The following is an 18,141-nucleotide window of genomic DNA, read 5'->3' as shown; positions in this document are numbered from 1 at the left end:
CCGGATACCTTTCGAAATGCCAGTAAACTGCCGAATGTCTGACACAGCGGCGCGCCAAGGGAAAGGGAACATTCCGTGATCCGAAACGAACGGCGCGGCGGACTGACGCTGTTGTTGATCGACCGGCCCGACAAGGCCAATTCCCTGACCGAGGCCATGCTGCGCGATCTGACTGCCGCGTTGGATGACGCCGCCGCTGATCCCGAAAGCCGGGCGTTGATCCTGACCGGAACCGGCAAGGTCTTCTCGGCCGGGGCCGATCTGGACGAGGCAAAAGCCGGGCTGGCGAAGTCGTCCGAATGGGAAAGGCTGTCGGCGCGGATGGCGACGATGCCCTGTCTGACCATCGCCGCGCTGAACGGCACGCTGGCGGGCGGGGCGTTCGGCATGGTGTTGGCTTGTGACCTGCGGATCGCCGTGCCTGACGCGAAGTTCTTCTATCCGGTCATGAAGCTGGGATTCTTGCCGCAACCCAGCGACCCGCGCCGCCTGACACAGCTTGTCGGGCCGTCGCGCGCGCGGATGATCCTGATGGCCGGCGAAAGGATCGAGGCGCCCGAGGCACTGTCATGGGGCCTGATCGACCGCATCGTGCGTCCGGCCGATCTGATGCGCCAAGCCGAGGCGCTGGCCGCCGACTGTCTGGCGGCCACGCCCGATCACGTCACCGCCATCAAGGCGATGGCAGGTCAGAGATAGGCAGATTCCTTGCCGAAGTGACGGCACAGAAGATAATAGACCACGGCGCGATACTTGTTCCGGTTGGACCGGCCATATGCCTCGATCACCGCATTGATGCCTTCCATCAGGTTTGGGCCGTCAGGCAGGCCAAGCTTCTTCATCAGATAGCTGGATTTGATCCGCTCAAGCTCGGCCTCGTCGCTGGATGCGACGGTCGACGCGTCGTCGTCATAGATCGACGGCCCGCAACCGATCGTCACCTTGGTCAGCAGGTCCATGTCGGGCGCCTGTCCCAGCTTGTCCTGAATATCGGCCGCGTATTTCGCGATCAGATCGTCGCGCTTTCCCATGTCCCATGTCCCCCTGACCCGTTTTCAATGGCTGAAAGAATGCTGGGCAAGGGCTTTTTTATCAAGTCCGCAGTTCTGCCCATGCTCAGCGTGCGAACCCGCTGATCCCGGGCAGCCACGTGGACAGCGCCGGAACGAAGGTCAGGATCAACAGCGCCGCGATGGCGGCCAGGAAGAATGGCGGCAATTCGCGGATCAGTTCGGACGGACGCTGCCGGGTGGCAGAGGCGACGACGAAGATCAGCCCACCGACAGGGGGCGTCATCAGGCCGAAGGTCAGGTTGACGATCACCACGATGGCGAAATGATCGGCGGCGATCCCAAGGCTGTGCGCGATGGGGGCAAGAATCGGCACAAGGATCATCACCCCCGGCAGCGGGTCCATGAACATGCCGAAAACCAGCAGAAGCAGGTTGACCATCAAGAGAAAGGCGATGGGCGACAGATTCATCGCGATCACCGCGTCGGCCATGGCCTGCGGCACGCCCTCGATGATCAGCACCCAGGCAAAGGCCCGCGCCGCAGCCAGGATCATCAGCACGGCGACCGACATGATGCCCGCCCGCCAGAACGCGCCCCACAGATCCCGCAGCGTAAACCCGCGATAGATGACCGCGCTGACGACGATCGCGTATCCCACCGCGATCACCGAAGCCTCGGTCGGGGTGAAGACGCCGCCCCGGATGCCGCCGACGATCAGCACCACAAGGGCCAGCGCGGGCAGCGCCGCGACAGTGTTGCGGACCATCTGGCGCAGATGCGGCCGCGCCTCGGCGCTGCGATATCCGCGTTTTCGGCTGATCCACCAGTTGACCCCGGCCATCACCAGCGAAATCAGCACTCCCGGCAGGATACCCGCCATGAACAGCGATCCGACCGACACGTTCCGGTCCTGCAGCGCATAGATGATCATGGTGATCGAGGGCGGAATGATCGGCCCCACGACCGAGGTGGCGATGGTCAGCGCCCCGGCATAGGCACGGTCATAGCCGCCCTTTTCCATCATCCGCACCATCATCGCGCCCGGCCCGGCGGCGTCGGCCAGTGCCGATCCCGAAATCCCCGCGAACAGCGTCGAGGTCAGCACGTTGGCATAGCCCAGCCCACCGCGCAGGTGACCCACGAACTGCGAGGCAAAGCGCAGCAGCATCGCAGAGATCGCGCCCGTTGACATGATCTCTGCGGCAAGGATGAAGAAGGGCACTGCCAGAAGGGGAAAACTGTCCAGCCCGGTGAACATCTCCTTCACGACGACGACCAGCGGATAATGTCCGCCAAGGCCAACGGCGGCAAAGGCGGCCAGCGCCAGAGCAAAGGCCACCGGCACGCCGATCAGCATCAGGATCAGGAACGCCGAGATCAGGATCTCAACCACGAACGGCCTCGTCGATTGCCTGTTCCGTCGCCTGGAATCCGGCCCGCAGATAGCGCCGCGCGACCAGCGCAAGATGCAGGATCATCAGCGCGAACCCCGTGGGCATGGCCGCATAGACCCACTTCATCGGCAGCCGCAGCGCGGCGGATTTCTGGATCGCCATGCGGTTCATATAGTCGATGCCGACCCACACCATGAACGCGAAGAAGAAGAACAGGATCAGCAGGATCAGCCAGCGCAGCCCGCGCTGCGCGGGGCCGGGCAGCGCCTCTTGCGCGTTGGCGATGGCGACATGCGCGCCCTCGCGCAGGGCAAGGCCGCTGCCCAGAAATGTCAGCCAGATCATCGTATAGCGCGCGACTTCGTCAGCCCACGGCAGCGCGCCCGCCCACAGATAGCGGGCGGCCACGTTCCAGCCGACCACCACCGCCATCAGCGCAAGCCCTGCGATGACGGCGGTGCCGTTCAGGATGACGAAGGCGCGTTCGATCCGGCGCATCGTGCCGTTATTCGGTGGCCTGGATACGGTCCATCAGTTCCTTGCCAAACTGGGCCTCGTAATCCTTGTAAGGCTCGGCCAGCGCGTCGCGGAATGCCGCCTTTTCCTCGGGCGACAACTCGTTGACCTCCATCCCCTGTTCTTTCAGCGTGGCCACGCCGGACGCCTCGACATCGTCCACATAGCCGCGCATCGCGGTGACTGCGTCGGCGGCGGCCTGATCGAATGCGGCCTTCTGGTCGTCGTCCAGCTGACCCCACAGCGCGGGCGAGATCAGGATGACCGCCGGCGAATAGACATGCCCGTCAAGCGTCAGGTATTTCTGAACCTCGCTCAGCTTGGCCGAGACGATCACCGACAACGGGTTTTCCTGCCCGTCGATGGCACCCTGCTGCAGCGCTCCGATCACCTCGGGCCATGCCATCGGGGTCGGTGCCGCGCCAAGCGCCTTGAACGCCTCGATGTGAACCGGATTCTCCATCGTGCGGATCTTCAGACCCTCGGTGTCGGCGGGCGTCTGGATCGCGCCGCGATTATTGGTGATGTGACGGAAGCCCTGTTCGCCCCATGCCAGCGCGTGCAGACCGGCGTCATCAAATTTTGCCAGCATGTCCTGACCGATCTCGCCGTCCAGGACCTTCCGCGCGTGATCAAGGCTGGTAAACAGGAACGGCACGTCGAAGACGCCGACCTGGGGCACGAAGTTCGACAGCGTGCCAGTCGAAACGATGGTCATCTCGACGGTGCCAAGCTGAATGCCTTCGACCACTTCCCGTTCGCCGCCCAGGCCCGATGACGGGAAATGGCGGAACGTGAACTGGTCGCCCAAGCTGCCTTTCAGCGATTCCTCGAACGCCTTGGCGGCGACGCCGTAATGACTATCCTCGGCCAGCGCGTAGCCGATCTTGATCTCTTGCGCGGCTGCGGGCGCGGCGACGGCCGCACCGATCAGCGCGGCGGCATACAGGTGCTTCATCTGGTTTCCTCCCTCGTTTCGGGCAGAGTTTGCGCGACATGCAGGTAAAGCGCAATGACCCGGAACCCGCCTCCCTTGGCGTTTCTGCGTCGGGAACGTGTTCCGAAAAACCACAAATCCGGCAACATGGACCGGAACAAATTCCCGGTTTGCGGCTTTTCTGGAACGGATCCGTTCCATCTGTTGCGGTCAGCCCTTCGACGCTGTTCTTATTTTACAGGCCCTGCCCCGCGCAGGTTGTCGCATCTGGTCCGAGGCCGCATCTAGTGGGCGAAGATTTAAAGGAGTTTCCCATGCGCAAGACGATCCTGACAGCGATCCTCGCCCTGACCACCGCCCTGCCCGCGGCAGCCGAGACGATCCGCGTCGGCATGTCCGGCGGCTATTTTCCGTTCACCTTCACCCGCACCGACGAATTGCAGGGCTTCGAGGTCGATTTCCTGAACGCCATCGGCGCTGAGACGGGCGATGATGTCGAATTCGTCACCATGTCCTTTTCCGGACTGATCGGCGCGCTGGAATCGGGCCGGATCGACACGATTGCCAACCAGATCACCATCACGCCTGATCGTGAGGCGAAGTTCGCGTTCACCCAGCCCTATGTATATGACGGCGCACAGGTCGTCGTGAAAGCCGGGAACGAAGACCAGATCTCGGGCCCGGACAGCCTGAAAGGCAAATCGGTCGCGGTCAATCTGGGCTCGAATTTCGAAGAGCTGCTGCGCAACCTGCCCTATTCCGACCAGATCGACATCCGCACCTATGAAAGCAATATCGAACAGGACACCGCGCTGGGCCGCGTCGATGCCTTCGTGATGGACCGCGTATCCTCGGCTCAGGTGATCGCGAAAAGCCCTCTGCCGCTGGCACTGGCCGGAAAGCCCTTCGACGAGATCCGGAACGCCCTGCCGTTCCGCAACGACGAGGCCGGGCAAGCCCTGCGCGACAAGGTCGATGCCGCGATCACGACGCTGAAGGAAAATGGCAAGCTGTCCGAGATCTCGCAGAAATGGCTGGATGCCGATGTGACACAACCGGCTGACGGCGAATAATGCGCTCGCTGGACATCGCCTATATGTGGGATCTGGTGCCGGTGATCGCCGGGTATGTTCCCCTGACCCTGTTCATGGCGGTCATCTCGATGATCGCCGCGCTGGTTCTGGCTGCGGTCCTTGCCATCGTGCGGGTTCTTCGCGTGCCGATCCTTGACCGGGTCGTGGCGGTGTTCATCAGCTTTTTCCGGGGAACTCCGCTGCTGGTGCAGTTGTTCCTGTTCTATTACGGGCTGCCCCAGATGCTGAGCTTCCTGACCAGCATCAATGGCGTGACCGCCGCCATCTTCGGACTGACGATGCATTTTTCGGCCTATATGGCCGAAAGTATCCGCGGCGCGATCCTTGGTGTCGATCGCAGCCAGTGGGAGGCGGCGCAATCGATCGGCATGACCCAGGGCCAGTTGCTGCGGCGGATCATTCTGCCGCAGGCCGCCCGCGTGGCGGCGCCGACGCTGATGAACTATTTCATCGACATGATCAAAGGCACGTCCCTAGCGTTCACCCTTGGTGTGACCGAGATGATGGGTGCCGCGCAGAAAGAGGCTGCCGGCAGTTTTCTCTATCTCGAGGCGTTCCTGGTCGTCGCGCTGTTCTACTGGGCCATCGTCGAGGTGCTGTCGGTGGGTCAGCGCCGGATGGAAGCGCATCTTGGAAAGGCGGTGGCGCGATGAGTTGCGAGATCGATGTCAGCGGGCTGGTCAAGCGTTTCGGAGCCAACACCGTTCTGGACGGGATTGACCTGTGCCTGAAACCCGGCGAGCGTGTGGCGATCATCGGCCCTTCCGGCACCGGCAAATCGACCTTGTTGCGCTGCCTGAACTATCTGGACCGGCCGGATCAGGGAAAAATCGCCATCGGCGATCTGACGGTCGATGCCGCCAAGGCTGGCAAGGCCGAGATCCTTGCGCTGCGACGGCGGACGGGGTTCGTTTTTCAAGGCTATGCGCTGTTTGCCAACATGACAGCGCGCCAGAACATCATGGAGGGTTTGACGACCGTTCGCGGTTGGTCAAAGGAAAAGGCACAGGATCGCGCTGACCAGATTCTGACTCAGATCGGTCTGGGCGATCGCGGCGACAGCTACCCATCAGGTCTGTCGGGCGGACAGCAGCAACGCGTGGGGATCGGGCGTGCGATGGCGCTGGACGCCGATCTGATGCTGTTTGATGAGCCGACCAGCGCCCTTGATCCCGAATGGGTGGGCGAGGTTCTGGACCTGATCCGGAAGATTGCGGATGGGCGGCAGACGATGCTGATCGTGACCCACGAGATGCAGTTCGCGCGTGAAATCGCGGACCGCGTGGTGTTCATGGAAGGCGGACGGATCGTTGAACAGGGCCCGCCCGGTCAGATCTTCGGCAATGCCCAAGACAATCGCACGCGCAGCTTTCTGCGGCGCGTGGGTTGATCAGTTCAGGCCTGCGGTCTGATAATAGACCTCGACATCTTTTTCCGGATGATAGCCGATCCCCGAGGCGATGATGCAGCTTGTCTGATCTGCGCGCGGCGCCACCAGGGTCCATGTGCCCATCTGGTCGGACGCCCATAGCTGCGTGCCGGCATGCGAAGAATCGACGGGCTGTTCGGCGAAGTCGTGCTGCAATGTCTGTCTGATCTCGGGGTTGTCGGCACAGTAAGGTTGATCACCCAGCGCCATGTCCGATGTCGGCATGTCCTGTGCCTGATCCAGCAGTTCCGGCACGTCGATACCCTGCATGGCCGACCAGCTTTGCACCGGCTGATCGGAGCGTGATACGGCAAGGGCCGGCGCTGCGGTCAGCAGTGCAAGGCTGCCGGCCATTGTCAGACGTGCGATACGGTTTGCGATGCGGGCCATGGTTCAGACCTTTCCCTTTGTCATCGTTCGACCAGAAAACGCGTCGGCGCGGGGCGAAGTTCCTGCGAACGGCAAGGTTGGCGGCCAACCGTCATCGTCGATGGCCGCAAGAAAGACGTTTCCGCTATCATGCGCCCTCTCGAAAAGTCGGATATTCTGGCCTAGTGAATGAAACACGGCGAACAGCGTGCGGGGAACGGTCATGGCGATGCTTCTTGGGGATGTGGGCGGAACGAATGCCCGACTGGCGATTGCGCGGAATCAGGTGATCGACGAGGAAACCGTGACCCGGTTTCGCGGCGACGATTTCACCAGCTTCGATGACGTGGTGCGCCGATTTCTGCAGGAACAGGACCAGCCGCGCATCACGTCGGTCTGCATCGCGGTCGCAGGACCGGTCAGCGGCGGAAAGGCGCAACTGACAAACCGCGATTGGGATTTCGACGAGGACCGCCTGGCCCGGCTGACAGACGCCGATCAGGTTCGCCTGATCAACGATTTGACCGCGCTGGGTTACGCAACCCCTGCCCTTCACGGTGACGGAGTCGCGATGCTGCGCGACGCACCAGAGGATCGCGCCCGCAACGGACAGGCGCTGGTGGTCGGGCTGGGCACCGGTTTCAATGTCTGCGCGGTGCGCGTCCTGCAGGGCGGCGCGATCACGGCGCTGGAGGCTGAAGAGGGTCACACCAATCTTCCCGCCAATATCTATCAACGTCTTGTCCGCCTGCTGGGGGACGACGCGGCAACGCAGTTCACCTCGACCGAGGAAACCTTTGCGGGGCGCGGTCTGTCGCGCCTGCATGCCGCCCGCACCGGAACAGACCCGATCCGGAGCGAGGACATCGCCCGCGCTGCAGCCGCAGGCGATGCGCAGGCCATCGAGACCTATGACCTGTTCACCGAGATGGTCGGACAGCTTTGCCGTGAACTGGCGCTGCGGTTCATGCCGCTTGAGGGGATGTTCCTTGCCGGCAGCGTCGGGCGCAGTATTGCCGACCGAATCGATATTTTCCAGCGCGGCTTCCTGGACGATCCCTTCATGCGCCATATCCCCGAGAATACGCCGATCTTCCTGATCCGAGACGACATGGCGGCGCTGCACGGCTGTCTTGCCGCTTTGTCGTAAGCGCCACACATCGGCGAAAGCTGGTGGATTGCCCGCCATTCCCGAATGAATTGCTGGAATTCGCGCCTCATTCCTGTTCAAATCGCTGCAAAGCGAGCATGGCAGGGCAGGAATGATGCGGGCTTATCTTCGGGCGGGACTGATCGTGTCTACGGCCCTCGGTTTTGCAGGAATGGCGCTGGGGCAGTCGTCGTCTCCGTTTTCGGGGCTGTTTGGCAGCAGCAGCGAGACCGAAGGCCCGGTGTCGCTTGATATCCGCGTCCAGGGCGACGACGGAGATCTGAAGAGAACCATACGAAACACCTCTTTGGTGGCGGGTGCCCTGCAGGAAGGGCGCACCACCGGACAGGACGTGCTGGCCGCCGCTCGCGCCGACTATGCCCGGATCCTTGGGGCACTTTACGACGAAGGCCGGTATTCGGCGCTGATCTACATCACGCTTGATGGGGTCGAGGCAGCCGAGATTGCGCCGCTGGACGCGCCCTCGGTCGTGAATGCGGTCGTCGTCACGGTCGATCCGGGGCCGGTGTTCAAGTTCTCGCGCGCCCAGATCGCGCCCGTTGCCCCCGAAAGCGATATCCCAAGCGAATATGCCAGGGGCGAGACAGGCGGCACCGGCACGATCAAGTCGGCGGCGCTTGCGGGCGTCGAAGGCTGGCGCAACTATGGTCACGCCAAGGCCGATGTCGGCGGGCAAGAGATTGTCGCGGATCACGATCTCAACACGATCGACAGCCGGATCGCGCTGGCACCCGGCCCCGCCGTCACCTTCGGCAAGCTCAGCATTTCCGGCTATGACCGCATGAACCCGCGGCGCCTGCGCAAGATCGCGGGGTTCCCCGAAGGCCAGCCTTTCGACCCCGAGGATCTGGAAACGGTGCGCAAGCGTCTTCGGCGCACCGGCGTGTTTTCGGCGATCACGCTGGAAGAGGCCGAGTATCTGAACGCCAACGACACACTGGATGTCGATCTGACGGTGGTCGAACAGAAACCGCGCCGCATCGGTGCCGGATTCGAGATATCGACCACCGATGGCGCGCAGGTTTCGGCCTACTGGATGCATCGCAACCTGCTTGGCGGCGGCGAACGGCTGCGCATCGACGCGGAAATGTCGGATATCGGGTCCGACACCAGCGGCCGGGACGAAGAGCTGACGTTGCGCATCGACCGACCGGCCACGATCACCCCCGACACGACGGCCTATATCGAGACCAAGCTCGCCCGGATGCGCGAAGAGGATTACGATTCGGATTCGGGCAGCATCGCGTTGGGTTTCAACCACATCTTCAGTGACCGGCTGACCGCCGATGTTGCGATCCAGTATTTCCAGTCCAGGGTGAACGATCAGGGAGAAACCAGCGATTTCAAGGCGCTGGCATTTCCGATGGAGGTGACCTGGGACCGCCGGGATGAGCCGACTGACGCCAAGCGCGGCTACTACCTCAGCGCAGAGGCGACGCCCTTCAAGGGGTTCGAGGACACCGATTCCGGGGCGCGGCTTCTAGGCGAGGGGCGCGCCTATCATTCGGTGGGCGAGGACGACAGGTTCACCCTGGCCGGACGGGCCCGGATCGGCACGATTCTGGGCAGCGAGATCCAGAATACGCCGCGCGAATATCTGTTCTTCTCGGGTGGCGGCGGCACCGTGCGCGGGCAATCCTATCAGTCGCTTGGCGTGAACGAGATCGTCGGCCCTGACGGGCCGATCAAGACCGGCGGGATGAGCGTGGCCAATGCAAGTGCCGAGTTCCGCTTTCAGGTGCGCGAGAAGATCGGGCTGGTTCTGTTCGCCGACTATGGCCGTGTCTGGACCGAAGATGCGTGGGGCGGCGTCAGCCGCTGGCATGCCGGGGCCGGGGCAGGGGTGCGCTATGCGACGCCCATCGGGCCGTTGCGCTTCGACATCGGCGCGCCGGTCGGAAACGGCGACACCGACGATGGCGTGCAGCTTTATCTGGGATTGGGGCAGGCATTCTGATGCGCAGACTGGTCACGATATTCTTCGCACTGCTGTTCCCGGCCATGGTGCTGGCGCAAAGCGCTGCCGATATCTCGCAAGAGGTTGATGACGACCGCGGATTCCTGACACGGCTTCTGGAAAGGAACCTTTCGGGCACCGGCCGGCAGGTGACGATCGACGGGTTTCAGGGCGCCCTGTCGTCGCGTGCGACCTTTGATCGGATGACGATTGCGGACACCGAGGGGGTCTGGCTGACGCTGCGGGACGGTGCGATCCAGTGGAATCGGGCCGCGTTGCTGCGCGGTCGGGTCAGCATCGCGGAACTTTCGGCGGCGGAAATCCTGCTGCCGCGTCTGCCTGCGGCCGGCGGAGATGCCCCCAAGGCCGAGGCGACCGAGTTCGCGCTGCCCGAACTGCCGGTATCTATCAATATCGAACAGATCGACGCCGAACGGGTCGAACTGGGCGCGCCGGTGATCGGCGTCGAAGCGGCCATCAGCCTGTCCGGCAGCATGAGCCTTGCCGGTGGCGAAGGCGATGTCGATCTGACCATCGACCGGCTTGACGGACCGCGCGGCGAATTCGTCCTGAACGCAGGTTACGCCAATGAAACCAAGGTCTTGCGGTTGAACCTGTCGCTGGACGAGGCGGCGGATGGGCTGCTGGTCAACCTGGTTGACCTGTACGACAAACCCTCGGTGTCCGCGCAGATCACCGGCGAGGGCGCGGTTCAGGACTTCACCGCCGATATCAGCCTTGCGACGAATGGCCAGCCCCGTGTCACCGGGCAGGCCAGCGCGAATGCTGCGCCGGGCGAGGACGGCAGTCCGGGAACGGCGTTCCGGCTGGAACTGGGGGGCGATGTGGCCACGCTGCTGCCGCCCGAGGATCGGACGTTCTTCGGGCAGGACACCCAGCTTCTGGCACGCGGCTGGCGCGGCGAGGATGGCCGGATCAACCTGCCGGAACTGAAAGTCGATACCGAGGCACTGTCCGTTGCAGGTTCGATGGCGACCAACGCGCAATCGGCGCCGCAGAATCTGGATCTTCAGATCCTTCTGGGTCGCGACGCGAATGCCACCCAGCTACCGGTGGCGTTGCCGGGCGCAGACAATGCCACGGTGGAATCCGGCAAGCTGGATCTGCATTTCGATGCCGCCGAGGGACAGGGCTGGACGCTGACCGGTCGGGTTGGCGAGCTGGATCAGGGGGACATGCGGATCGGCGCGCTTACCCTGGACGGCTCGGGCGAGATCGCGATCGAGAACGGAGCTTTAGCTGGGGTCACCGGGCAGATTGATTACGGCGGCCGACAGCTTGGATTCGACGATCCCGCGATGGCGCAGGCCGTCGGCGAGCAGGTCGAGGGCAGGGCGAATTTCGATTTCACACCCGGCCATGCCTTCGAGATTCAGGAACTGACGCTTGATGGCACGGATTATGGGCTGTCGGGCTATTTCCTGCTGTCAGGCCTGTCGGGTGGTTTCCTGCTGTCTGTGGATGTCGATGCGGCCTATGACGATCTGGGCCGACTCTCGGCGCTGGCAGGGCGGGACATTACCGGGGCCGCAGACCTGTCAGCAAGCGGCTATTACAGGGTCCTGAACCGCAGTTTCGATCTGCAGGCCGAGGTCACCGGAACCGACATCGCCCTGAACCAGCCCCAGCTTGACAGACTGCTGGAAGGCGATTCGAAGATCCTGCTTGGCGCACGGCGCGACGAATCCGGGATCGAGATCAGCCGGTTTTCAGTCAATGCGCAGGGTCTGACCGCCGAGGCCCAGGGGTATCTGAACAGCCTGTCCAGCGATGTGACCGCGCAGATTTCCATGCCGTCCCTGGAATCGGCGGATCCCGCCTATGCCGGTTCGTTGCAAGCCGAGGCAAAACTGAATGGTGCTAGCGGGCAACGCAGGCTGAGCATCAGTGGCGAGGCCGACGACCTGAGGATTGGCATCGAGGCACTGGACAACGCGCTTCAGGGCCGCACGAACCTTGCGGTGATCGCGGGTCAGACCCAGGACGGGGCGTATCAGCTTGAGACATTCCAACTGGCCAATCCGCAGTTGAAGGCCGAGGGCGAAGGCAGTTTTGCCGCCGGTGCGCTGGATGCGACCGCCCAGTTCGAACTGTTCGATCTGGGCGCGATCCGCCCTGACTGGTCCGGCGATTTCCAGGCTCGGGCGAAGCTGACCGAACAGGAAGGCACGCGTTTTGTCGATCTGACCGGAACGGGACAGAATCTCAGCCTTGGGCAACAGAACGTCGACGGCGCGCTGACCGGCACCACCCGCCTGACGGTACAGGCCGAGGAGAAATCGGGCGTCATCACCCTGCGGGACGTGGAATTGACCAACGATCAGCTGGAAGTGACGGCTGATGGCACCTATGGCGAAGGGGTTACCGATATCGCCGCGACCATCGACGCGCAATCACTGGCCTTCATGGGCCCCGGCTGGCGTGGTGCGGTGAATGTGGACGGCAGTTTCCGCGAGGCGGGCGACGGGGTGCGCAGGCTGCAGCTTGCCGGAACGGGCCGGGACCTGGCGTTCGGCCAGGCCCAGATCGACGGTGCGCTGGCGGGCGAGACGCGCCTGCAGGTGAGCGCGACTGAAAGCGATGGCGTCTTTACGATCGAACAGGCACAGGTCGAAAATCCGCGTCTGACCGGCAGCGCGACCGGCAAGGTCGGTGGCGGCCAGACGGATCTGAGCGCTACCCTGAACGCCGGTGACCTGCGTTTCCTGGGCAACGGGATCAACGGCGCGGTGCGTGCCGATGCGCGGCTGGTGGAAGAAAACGATCTGCGCCGGATCACTGCGCAGGGCACGGCCAGCGGCCTGTCCGTCGGGCAGCCAAAGGTCGATCCGCTGCTGCGGGGCCAGACGAATTTCGATCTGGCGGCGACGCAATCGGCCAGCGGGCTGTCGATCCAGCGCGTCGATATCACGAACCCGCAACTGCGCGTCGATGCCAGTGGTGATACGGCCAGCGGTCTGAACGTGCAGGCGCGGCTGAACGATCTTGGACAGATTCAGCCGCAACTGCCCGGACCCGCGACGGTGAACGGCACCATCCGCGAGGCGGGCGCGAATTTCGTGGTCGATCTGGCGGCGACTGCGCCCGGTCAGACAAATATCCGGGTCTCAGGCTCGGCGGCGCGCAACTTTTCGACGACCGATCTGTCGATCAGGGGAACCAGCAATGCCTCGATTGCCAACGGGTTTGTCCGTACCCGTACGATCGAGGGACCGCTGCGGCTGGACCTGACCCTGCAGGGTCCACCGGGATTGCAGGCGCTTGGCGGTCAGGTCGTCCTGCAGGGTGGCGAATTGTCCGAGCCGGGACTGGGGTTGCGGCTTGAGCAGATGAACGTCACGGCCGGGTTTCAGCGCGGCAGCATAAATATTGACGCCGCGGCCAATGTCGCCGCGGGCGGCCGGATCACGGTTCGCGGCCCCGTCGATCTTGCCGGCGGAAACGTCGATCTGGATGTGCGGCTGGATCGCGTCGTGGCGCGCGATCCGAACCTGTACCAGACCGAGATCAGCGGTCAGGTCGGTTTTGCGGGGCAGATGCAGGCAGGCCCGCTGATCTCTGGCCGCATCACCCTGGGCGAGACCGAGATCCGCATTCCCTCGACCGGGATGGGCGGCGCCAAGTCGATCCCCGAAATCCGGCATGTGGACGATACGCGCCCGATGCGGGCCACGCGCGCCAAGGCCGGGCTGGAGGACTATCCCAGTGCGGCATCTCGCGATGCCGGAATGGGCGGACCGGCTTCGACCCCGCCGGCGAATCCGCCGCGTCTGGATCTGCAGATCAACGCCCCGAACCGGATCTTTATCCGGGGCCGTGGCGTCGATGCAGAGATGGGCGGAGAATTGCAGGTTCAGGGCACCACCCGCAACGTCGTGCCGATCGGGCATTTCCAACTGATCCGAGGGCGGGTCGATCTTCTGGGCAAGCGCTTCGATCTGACCGAGGGGCTGGTCGAACTGCAAGGCAGCATGATGCCTGTGATCCGGCTTGTCGCACAGACCAGTCAGGATGGCGTCACGACCCGCATCATCATTGACGGCGAGGCGCGCGACCCTGAAATCAGCTTCGAATCCTCGCCCGAGATGCCCGAGGAAGAGGTTCTGTCACAACTGCTGTTCGGGCGGGGTCTGGACAATATCAGCCCGCTACAGGCCGCACAGCTTGCAAACGCTCTGGCGGTTCTTGCCGGACGTGGCGGCGAGGGGATCGTGGGCCGCTTGCGCAACCAGGTCGGGCTGGATGATCTTGACCTTCAGACCGACGATGACGGCAACGTGCAGGTTCGCGCCGGGAAATATCTGTCAGAGAATGTCTATACCGATGTCTCGGTCGGCGATGATGGAAAGAGCACGATCAATCTCAATCTTGACATCTCCGAGACGCTGCGCGCGCGCGGTTCGGTCGGCAGCGATGGCGACAACACCTTGGGCATCTATTTCGAGCGCGACTACTGATCAGGGATTTCGGATCGGTCGGGGTCAGTCCGCCCCGACCGCACTGACCAGATCAGAGATGCTGTCGATATCGGCTGCGACCCCGTCGCGCATCGCCTCGGGGCCATGGAAGCGCAGCATCAGACGGCCGCCGTTCAGACGCAACACGCTCCATCCCAGCAATGAACCATCGGGACCGACCATCGCGCCGCTGTCGCGGGCATCGTCCGCGCCGCCGGTCAACCTGGCCCGCAAGGCTTCGAAGCCCGGACCCGCTGCGATTTTCGCTTCCCACTGGTCGATGGCGGCGGCAAGCGTTTCGGCCTTGTCGCCCCAAAGACTGCGATAGGCCTGATTGTGGATCAGCGCCTGGCCGTTCGGTGCAAAGACCACAAGCGCGTCTTCGATCCCGTCAAGCACATGCGCCCCAAGCAGCAATTCGGCGCGAAACTTGCGGGTCAGTGATACTTCCGAGGTGATGTCCTCGAACAGGAACGCCACCGCGCCATCAGGATGCGGTCGGCCGGTGACACGATAGGTCTGTCCGCCGGGCAGGGACCATGTCTCGGCATGGTGACCTGTGGCGGCGGCGCTTTCCAGGTTGGCCATCTGCTGACGCCAACTGCGGAAATCCTTGGGTTCTGGCACCATCCGCAGTTCGCGCAGCTTGTCCAGCAGGTCGAACAGCGTCGGCCTTGCGGTCAGGAAACCGGTCGGCAGGCCGGTCAGGTCGATCAGCGCCGGGTTGAACAATTGCAGATTTCGTTGCCGGTCAAAGATCGCCAGGCCGATCGGAAGATCGGCAAATGTCTTGGTCAGGGTCTGAACGAATTCCCTCAGGCTACGCTCTGCCCTCACCGCGGCATCGGCAGGAAGGGCAAACATCATCGTCTGATCGCCGATCCGGTGGCTGTGACAGTCATACCAAGAGACGATGCCGTTATCGTCAAGCGCTGCGCGTCGCGTTGCCGTTCCCGCACCCGGCACCGGTTTGGGAGTGTCCAGCAGCCGAGGCAGCGGCCAGCCAAGCTCGCCATCGACCCGCGCCTCGGCGCGCCGCAGATACGCGGCGTTCGCCCAGGTCACCCGTTCGTCGGCGTCCTGACGCCAGACCAGCATGGGGGTCTGGTCCAGCGCACGCCGCAACAGGTCCAATTCCTCTTCCATGGCCTGTTGCGACATGGAATCGACAACGATCCCTGCATGATCCGCCTCGGGGTCGGTGACGGCGATCCGCAGCAGGGACTGACCAAGATCCTCGACCGTCATGCGCAAGGCTGCGGTGCCGGTGCCGCAGTTGCCTTGGATGTCAATCCGCCCGGTCCGGCTGATCCTCTCCAGATTGCCTTCCAGATCGGGAAAGCGCGGCCCGATCCATTGCTGAAGCTTGGCCCAGTCATCATCGGGGCCTGCGACGCGGCTCAGCAGGGCGCGGGCAGGTGCCGTCGCATCGACCAGCCGGCGGTCGCGGAACAGGAATACCATTGGCTGCAATCGTGGTTCCAGCCGGTCGCCGCGCAAGCGGATCGCAGCACCGGCGCGGTGCCCGTCCCACAGGCGCAGGAACCCGATCGCCGCCAGAACCGAAACGGTCCCGGCAGCAAGTGCCGTCAGCACCACCAACCAACCTTCGAACGCCACAGAATCCTGCCTCCGGTCATTTCGCCGACATTAGTCCAGTCAGACTTAATGAAAGGTTAAGGCAATATCAGACCGACTGCATAGGATTGTCGCCAAGGGCACCGCGCTGATCCGCAATGATGCGGGACAGTGGCCAGCGCACCGTGACGATCGCGCCCGGCCCCCCATTGGCGAACCCGACACGCGCGCCCGAGCGTTCCAGAAGCGTCTTGGCGATGAACAGGCCCAGCCCCATCCCCTCGTAACCCTTGCGTTGCGCGCCGCCCCGGCGGCTGGTCAGATAGGGATCGCCGATGCGCTGCAAAAGTGCGGGCGGATAGCCCGGTCCGTCATCACGGATCGTCACGCTCAGGTGGCTGCCGCTGATTTCGGCTTCGATCACCACCCGTGACCGCGCGAAGTCCACGGCGTTCTGGATCAGGTTCCGCAGCGCGTGAATGATCGCGGGATCGCGCCGGATGCTTGGGCCTTCCGCGATGATCTGCAGCAGGGGACCACGCTCTGCATGGGGGGCGGCGGCATCTTCCAGCACGGCGCGCAACGGTGCGGCATGCAGCAGCAGATCGTCCTTGCCGGCCTGGCCCATGCTGCGCAGGATGCCAGCGCAGCGGTCGGCGGATTCCCGCAATGCCAAGGCATCGTCGCGCAATTCCGGCCGGTCGCGCAACTCGTTGGCCAGTTCCCCTGCAATCAGCTTGATCGTTGCCAGCGGTGTGCCCATTTCGTGGGCGGCGGCGGCGACGACCCCGCCCAGATGCTGCAGCCGCTGTTCACGCGCAAGTGCCATCTGCGTGGCGAACAGCGCGTTCGATGTCGCCGCCACCTCGGCCGTCACCCGATGCGCATAGCCGGCAAAGAACGCCACGCCGATGACCAGCGCGAACCAGTGACCCAGTGTCAGGATCGGCGCCAGCTTCAACTGATCGCCATGTGCATCGTGCAACGGAACCGCAAGCACCGCGACAAGCGAGATCATCACCATCGTCGCCGCGCCCATCGCGACCGTCTGCCGTGCATTCAGCGATGTCGCGGCGACCGTGACCGGCGCCAGGATCAACAGCGCGAAGGGGTTCGACATCCCGCCGGTCATTGCGATCAAGGCCGAGATCTGGACCAGATCGAAGGCAAGCTGCGCCACCGCACGATGCGGCGATACGCGGCGCGGCGGATTCAGCCAAAGCCATGTGTTGACCGCACAGGCCGCGGCGATCAGCGCAAGCACCGGCACCCGCGCGAACTCGAGGCCCATCGCCCAGGCCGCGATCACCGCCGAAAGCTGGCCGCCGATCGCCACCCAGCGCAGCAGAACCAGGGTTCGCATCCGGATCGGTTCGGCCCCGGCAGCCTTGTTGCCTGCGGATTCGGGGGGGATCTGTCCGTTCGGCGCGCTCATCTGCGTCTCCCGCTGCGACATTGCGCGCCTTGATACCCGTCCGCGGATCGGCGATCAATGCGCGCAACGACCAACACCGAGGAAAGAGCCATGGCCGACCGCAAGCTGCTGATGATCGGAACCGCCGCCGCAGTCGCCGTCCTTGTCGCGGGTGGTGTTTACCTGTCGGTCGGGTCCGGCGGGGATGAGTTCGCCCAATGTCGCGCGGGCACCGTCGCGGGCGGGTTGGACAGTTTCGGAACCGATTTCACGCTGACCGCCGAAGACGGGCAGCGCGTCACCGCCGAACAGGTTTTCACCAAGCCTTCGCTTCTGTATTTCGGATATACGTTCTGCCCCGATGTCTGCCCGCTGGACAATGCCCGCAATGCCGAGGCGCAGGCAATTCTGGCCGAGCAGGGCGAGGATGTTCAGCTTGTTTTCGTGACCGTCGATCCCAATCGCGACACGCCCGAGGTTCTTGCGGATTTCACCGATCTGTTTTCAGACGACATGATCGGCCTGACCGGCAGCGACGAGGAAATCGCGGCAGTGAACAAGGGTTGGCGCAATTACTACAAGGCCAATGACGAAGAGGACGATGAGTATTATCTGGTCGATCACATGACCAATACCTACCTGGTCATGCCGGGCAATCGCACGGTCGAGTATTTCCCGCGCGATACCTCTCCGGCCGAGATGGCGGACAAGCTGGGTTGTTTCCTGGACGCGGCCGCCTGACCCGCATTGTCTTGCACTGAGGTGTAATCCCGCCCAAACATGCCACGACA

Annotated in this window: 15 protein-coding genes; 8 read left to right on the top strand and 7 right to left on the bottom strand. The window is 63.5% G+C overall.

The window, feature by feature from the left end; genetic code table 11:
* The first annotated feature begins 75 nt into the window (after positions 1-75).
* A complete protein-coding gene (locus tag MU516_RS00255) occupies positions 76-699 on the top strand; it encodes an enoyl-CoA hydratase/isomerase family protein (RefSeq protein WP_260275220.1) in 624 nt (207 codons plus the stop codon).
* Here MU516_RS00255 and MU516_RS00250 read toward each other — a convergent pair.
* The 4 genes from MU516_RS00250 to MU516_RS00235 form a co-directional block, all read right to left on the bottom strand.
* Positions 690-1,031, bottom strand: coding sequence for a DUF2853 family protein (locus tag MU516_RS00250; protein ID WP_260275219.1), 342 nt, complete (start codon positions 1,029-1,031; stop codon positions 690-692). The two genes, MU516_RS00255 and MU516_RS00250, sit on opposite strands and share 10 nt — an antisense overlap.
* Before the next feature lie 85 nt (positions 1,032-1,116).
* Positions 1,117-2,406 (bottom strand): TRAP transporter large permease, encoded by a 1,290-nt coding sequence (locus MU516_RS00245; RefSeq protein WP_260275218.1) that lies wholly within the window; start codon positions 2,404-2,406, stop codon positions 1,117-1,119.
* Positions 2,399-2,905 (bottom strand): TRAP transporter small permease, encoded by a 507-nt coding sequence (locus MU516_RS00240; RefSeq protein ID WP_260275217.1) that lies wholly within the window; start codon positions 2,903-2,905, stop codon positions 2,399-2,401. Before MU516_RS00240 ends, MU516_RS00245 begins: the two co-directional genes overlap by 8 nt.
* 7 nt (positions 2,906-2,912) lie before the next feature.
* Positions 2,913-3,881 carry a TRAP transporter substrate-binding protein gene (locus tag MU516_RS00235; RefSeq protein ID WP_260275216.1) on the bottom strand — a complete coding sequence of 323 codons (969 nt, stop codon included), beginning with the start codon at positions 3,879-3,881 and terminating at the stop codon, positions 2,913-2,915.
* A gap of 293 nt (positions 3,882-4,174) precedes the next feature.
* Between MU516_RS00235 and MU516_RS00230 the strand changes: the two genes are divergently transcribed.
* Genes MU516_RS00230 through MU516_RS00220 form a run of 3 tightly spaced genes read left to right on the top strand, consistent with a single transcriptional unit; the run spans position 4,175 to position 6,344 of the window.
* Entirely contained in the window at positions 4,175-4,933 is a 759-nt protein-coding gene (locus MU516_RS00230) for an amino acid ABC transporter substrate-binding protein (RefSeq protein WP_260275215.1), read from the top strand.
* Positions 4,933-5,607 carry an amino acid ABC transporter permease gene (locus MU516_RS00225; RefSeq protein WP_260275214.1) on the top strand — a complete coding sequence of 225 codons (675 nt, stop codon included), beginning with the start codon at positions 4,933-4,935 and terminating at the stop codon, positions 5,605-5,607. The genes MU516_RS00230 and MU516_RS00225 overlap by 1 nt, the downstream gene beginning before the upstream one ends.
* The gene (locus tag MU516_RS00220; protein WP_260275213.1) at positions 5,604-6,344 is read left to right on the top strand and encodes an amino acid ABC transporter ATP-binding protein; all 741 of its coding nucleotides are present in this window, start codon (positions 5,604-5,606) and stop codon (positions 6,342-6,344) included. The genes MU516_RS00225 and MU516_RS00220 overlap by 4 nt, the downstream gene beginning before the upstream one ends.
* On the opposite strand, the gene MU516_RS00215 is transcribed toward MU516_RS00220, so the two are convergent.
* Positions 6,345-6,773 carry a hypothetical protein gene (locus MU516_RS00215; RefSeq protein ID WP_260275212.1) on the bottom strand — a complete coding sequence of 143 codons (429 nt, stop codon included), beginning with the start codon at positions 6,771-6,773 and terminating at the stop codon, positions 6,345-6,347.
* Between the two features lie 202 nt (positions 6,774-6,975).
* Between MU516_RS00215 and MU516_RS00210 the strand changes: the two genes are divergently transcribed.
* The 3 genes from MU516_RS00210 (at position 6,976) to MU516_RS00200 (ending at position 14,358) form a co-directional block, all read left to right on the top strand.
* Complete coding sequence (locus MU516_RS00210) at positions 6,976-7,902, top strand: glucokinase (RefSeq protein ID WP_260275211.1); 927 nt, start codon at positions 6,976-6,978, stop codon at positions 7,900-7,902.
* 115 nt (positions 7,903-8,017) lie between these two features.
* Entirely contained in the window at positions 8,018-9,880 is a 1,863-nt protein-coding gene (locus MU516_RS00205; protein WP_260275210.1) for an autotransporter assembly complex protein TamA, read from the top strand.
* Entirely contained in the window at positions 9,880-14,358 is a 4,479-nt protein-coding gene (locus MU516_RS00200) for a translocation/assembly module TamB domain-containing protein (RefSeq protein ID WP_260275209.1), read from the top strand. The genes MU516_RS00205 and MU516_RS00200 overlap by 1 nt, the downstream gene beginning before the upstream one ends.
* 24 nt (positions 14,359-14,382) lie before the next feature.
* Here the strand turns inward: MU516_RS00200 and MU516_RS00195 are convergent, their stop codons facing one another.
* Both MU516_RS00195 and MU516_RS00190 read right to left on the bottom strand, forming a co-directional pair.
* The gene (locus tag MU516_RS00195; protein ID WP_260275208.1) at positions 14,383-15,978 is read right to left on the bottom strand and encodes a PAS-domain containing protein; all 1,596 of its coding nucleotides are present in this window, start codon (positions 15,976-15,978) and stop codon (positions 14,383-14,385) included.
* A gap of 67 nt (positions 15,979-16,045) precedes the next feature.
* Positions 16,046-17,371, bottom strand: coding sequence for an ActS/PrrB/RegB family redox-sensitive histidine kinase (locus MU516_RS00190; protein WP_260275207.1), 1,326 nt, complete (start codon positions 17,369-17,371; stop codon positions 16,046-16,048).
* A gap of 90 nt (positions 17,372-17,461) precedes the next feature.
* On the opposite strand from MU516_RS00190, the gene MU516_RS00185 reads away from it, so the two are divergent.
* A complete protein-coding gene (locus MU516_RS00185) occupies positions 17,462-18,091 on the top strand; it encodes an SCO family protein (protein WP_260275206.1) in 630 nt (209 codons plus the stop codon).
* The last annotated feature ends 50 nt before the right edge of the window (positions 18,092-18,141 follow it).

The sequence above is a fragment of the Paracoccus maritimus genome (assembly GCF_025195095.1).
Lineage (GTDB): Bacteria > Pseudomonadota > Alphaproteobacteria > Rhodobacterales > Rhodobacteraceae > Paracoccus > Paracoccus maritimus.
The sequence above is the reverse complement of the archived record's forward strand: the minus strand, read 5'-3'. Positions and strand labels throughout refer to the sequence as shown.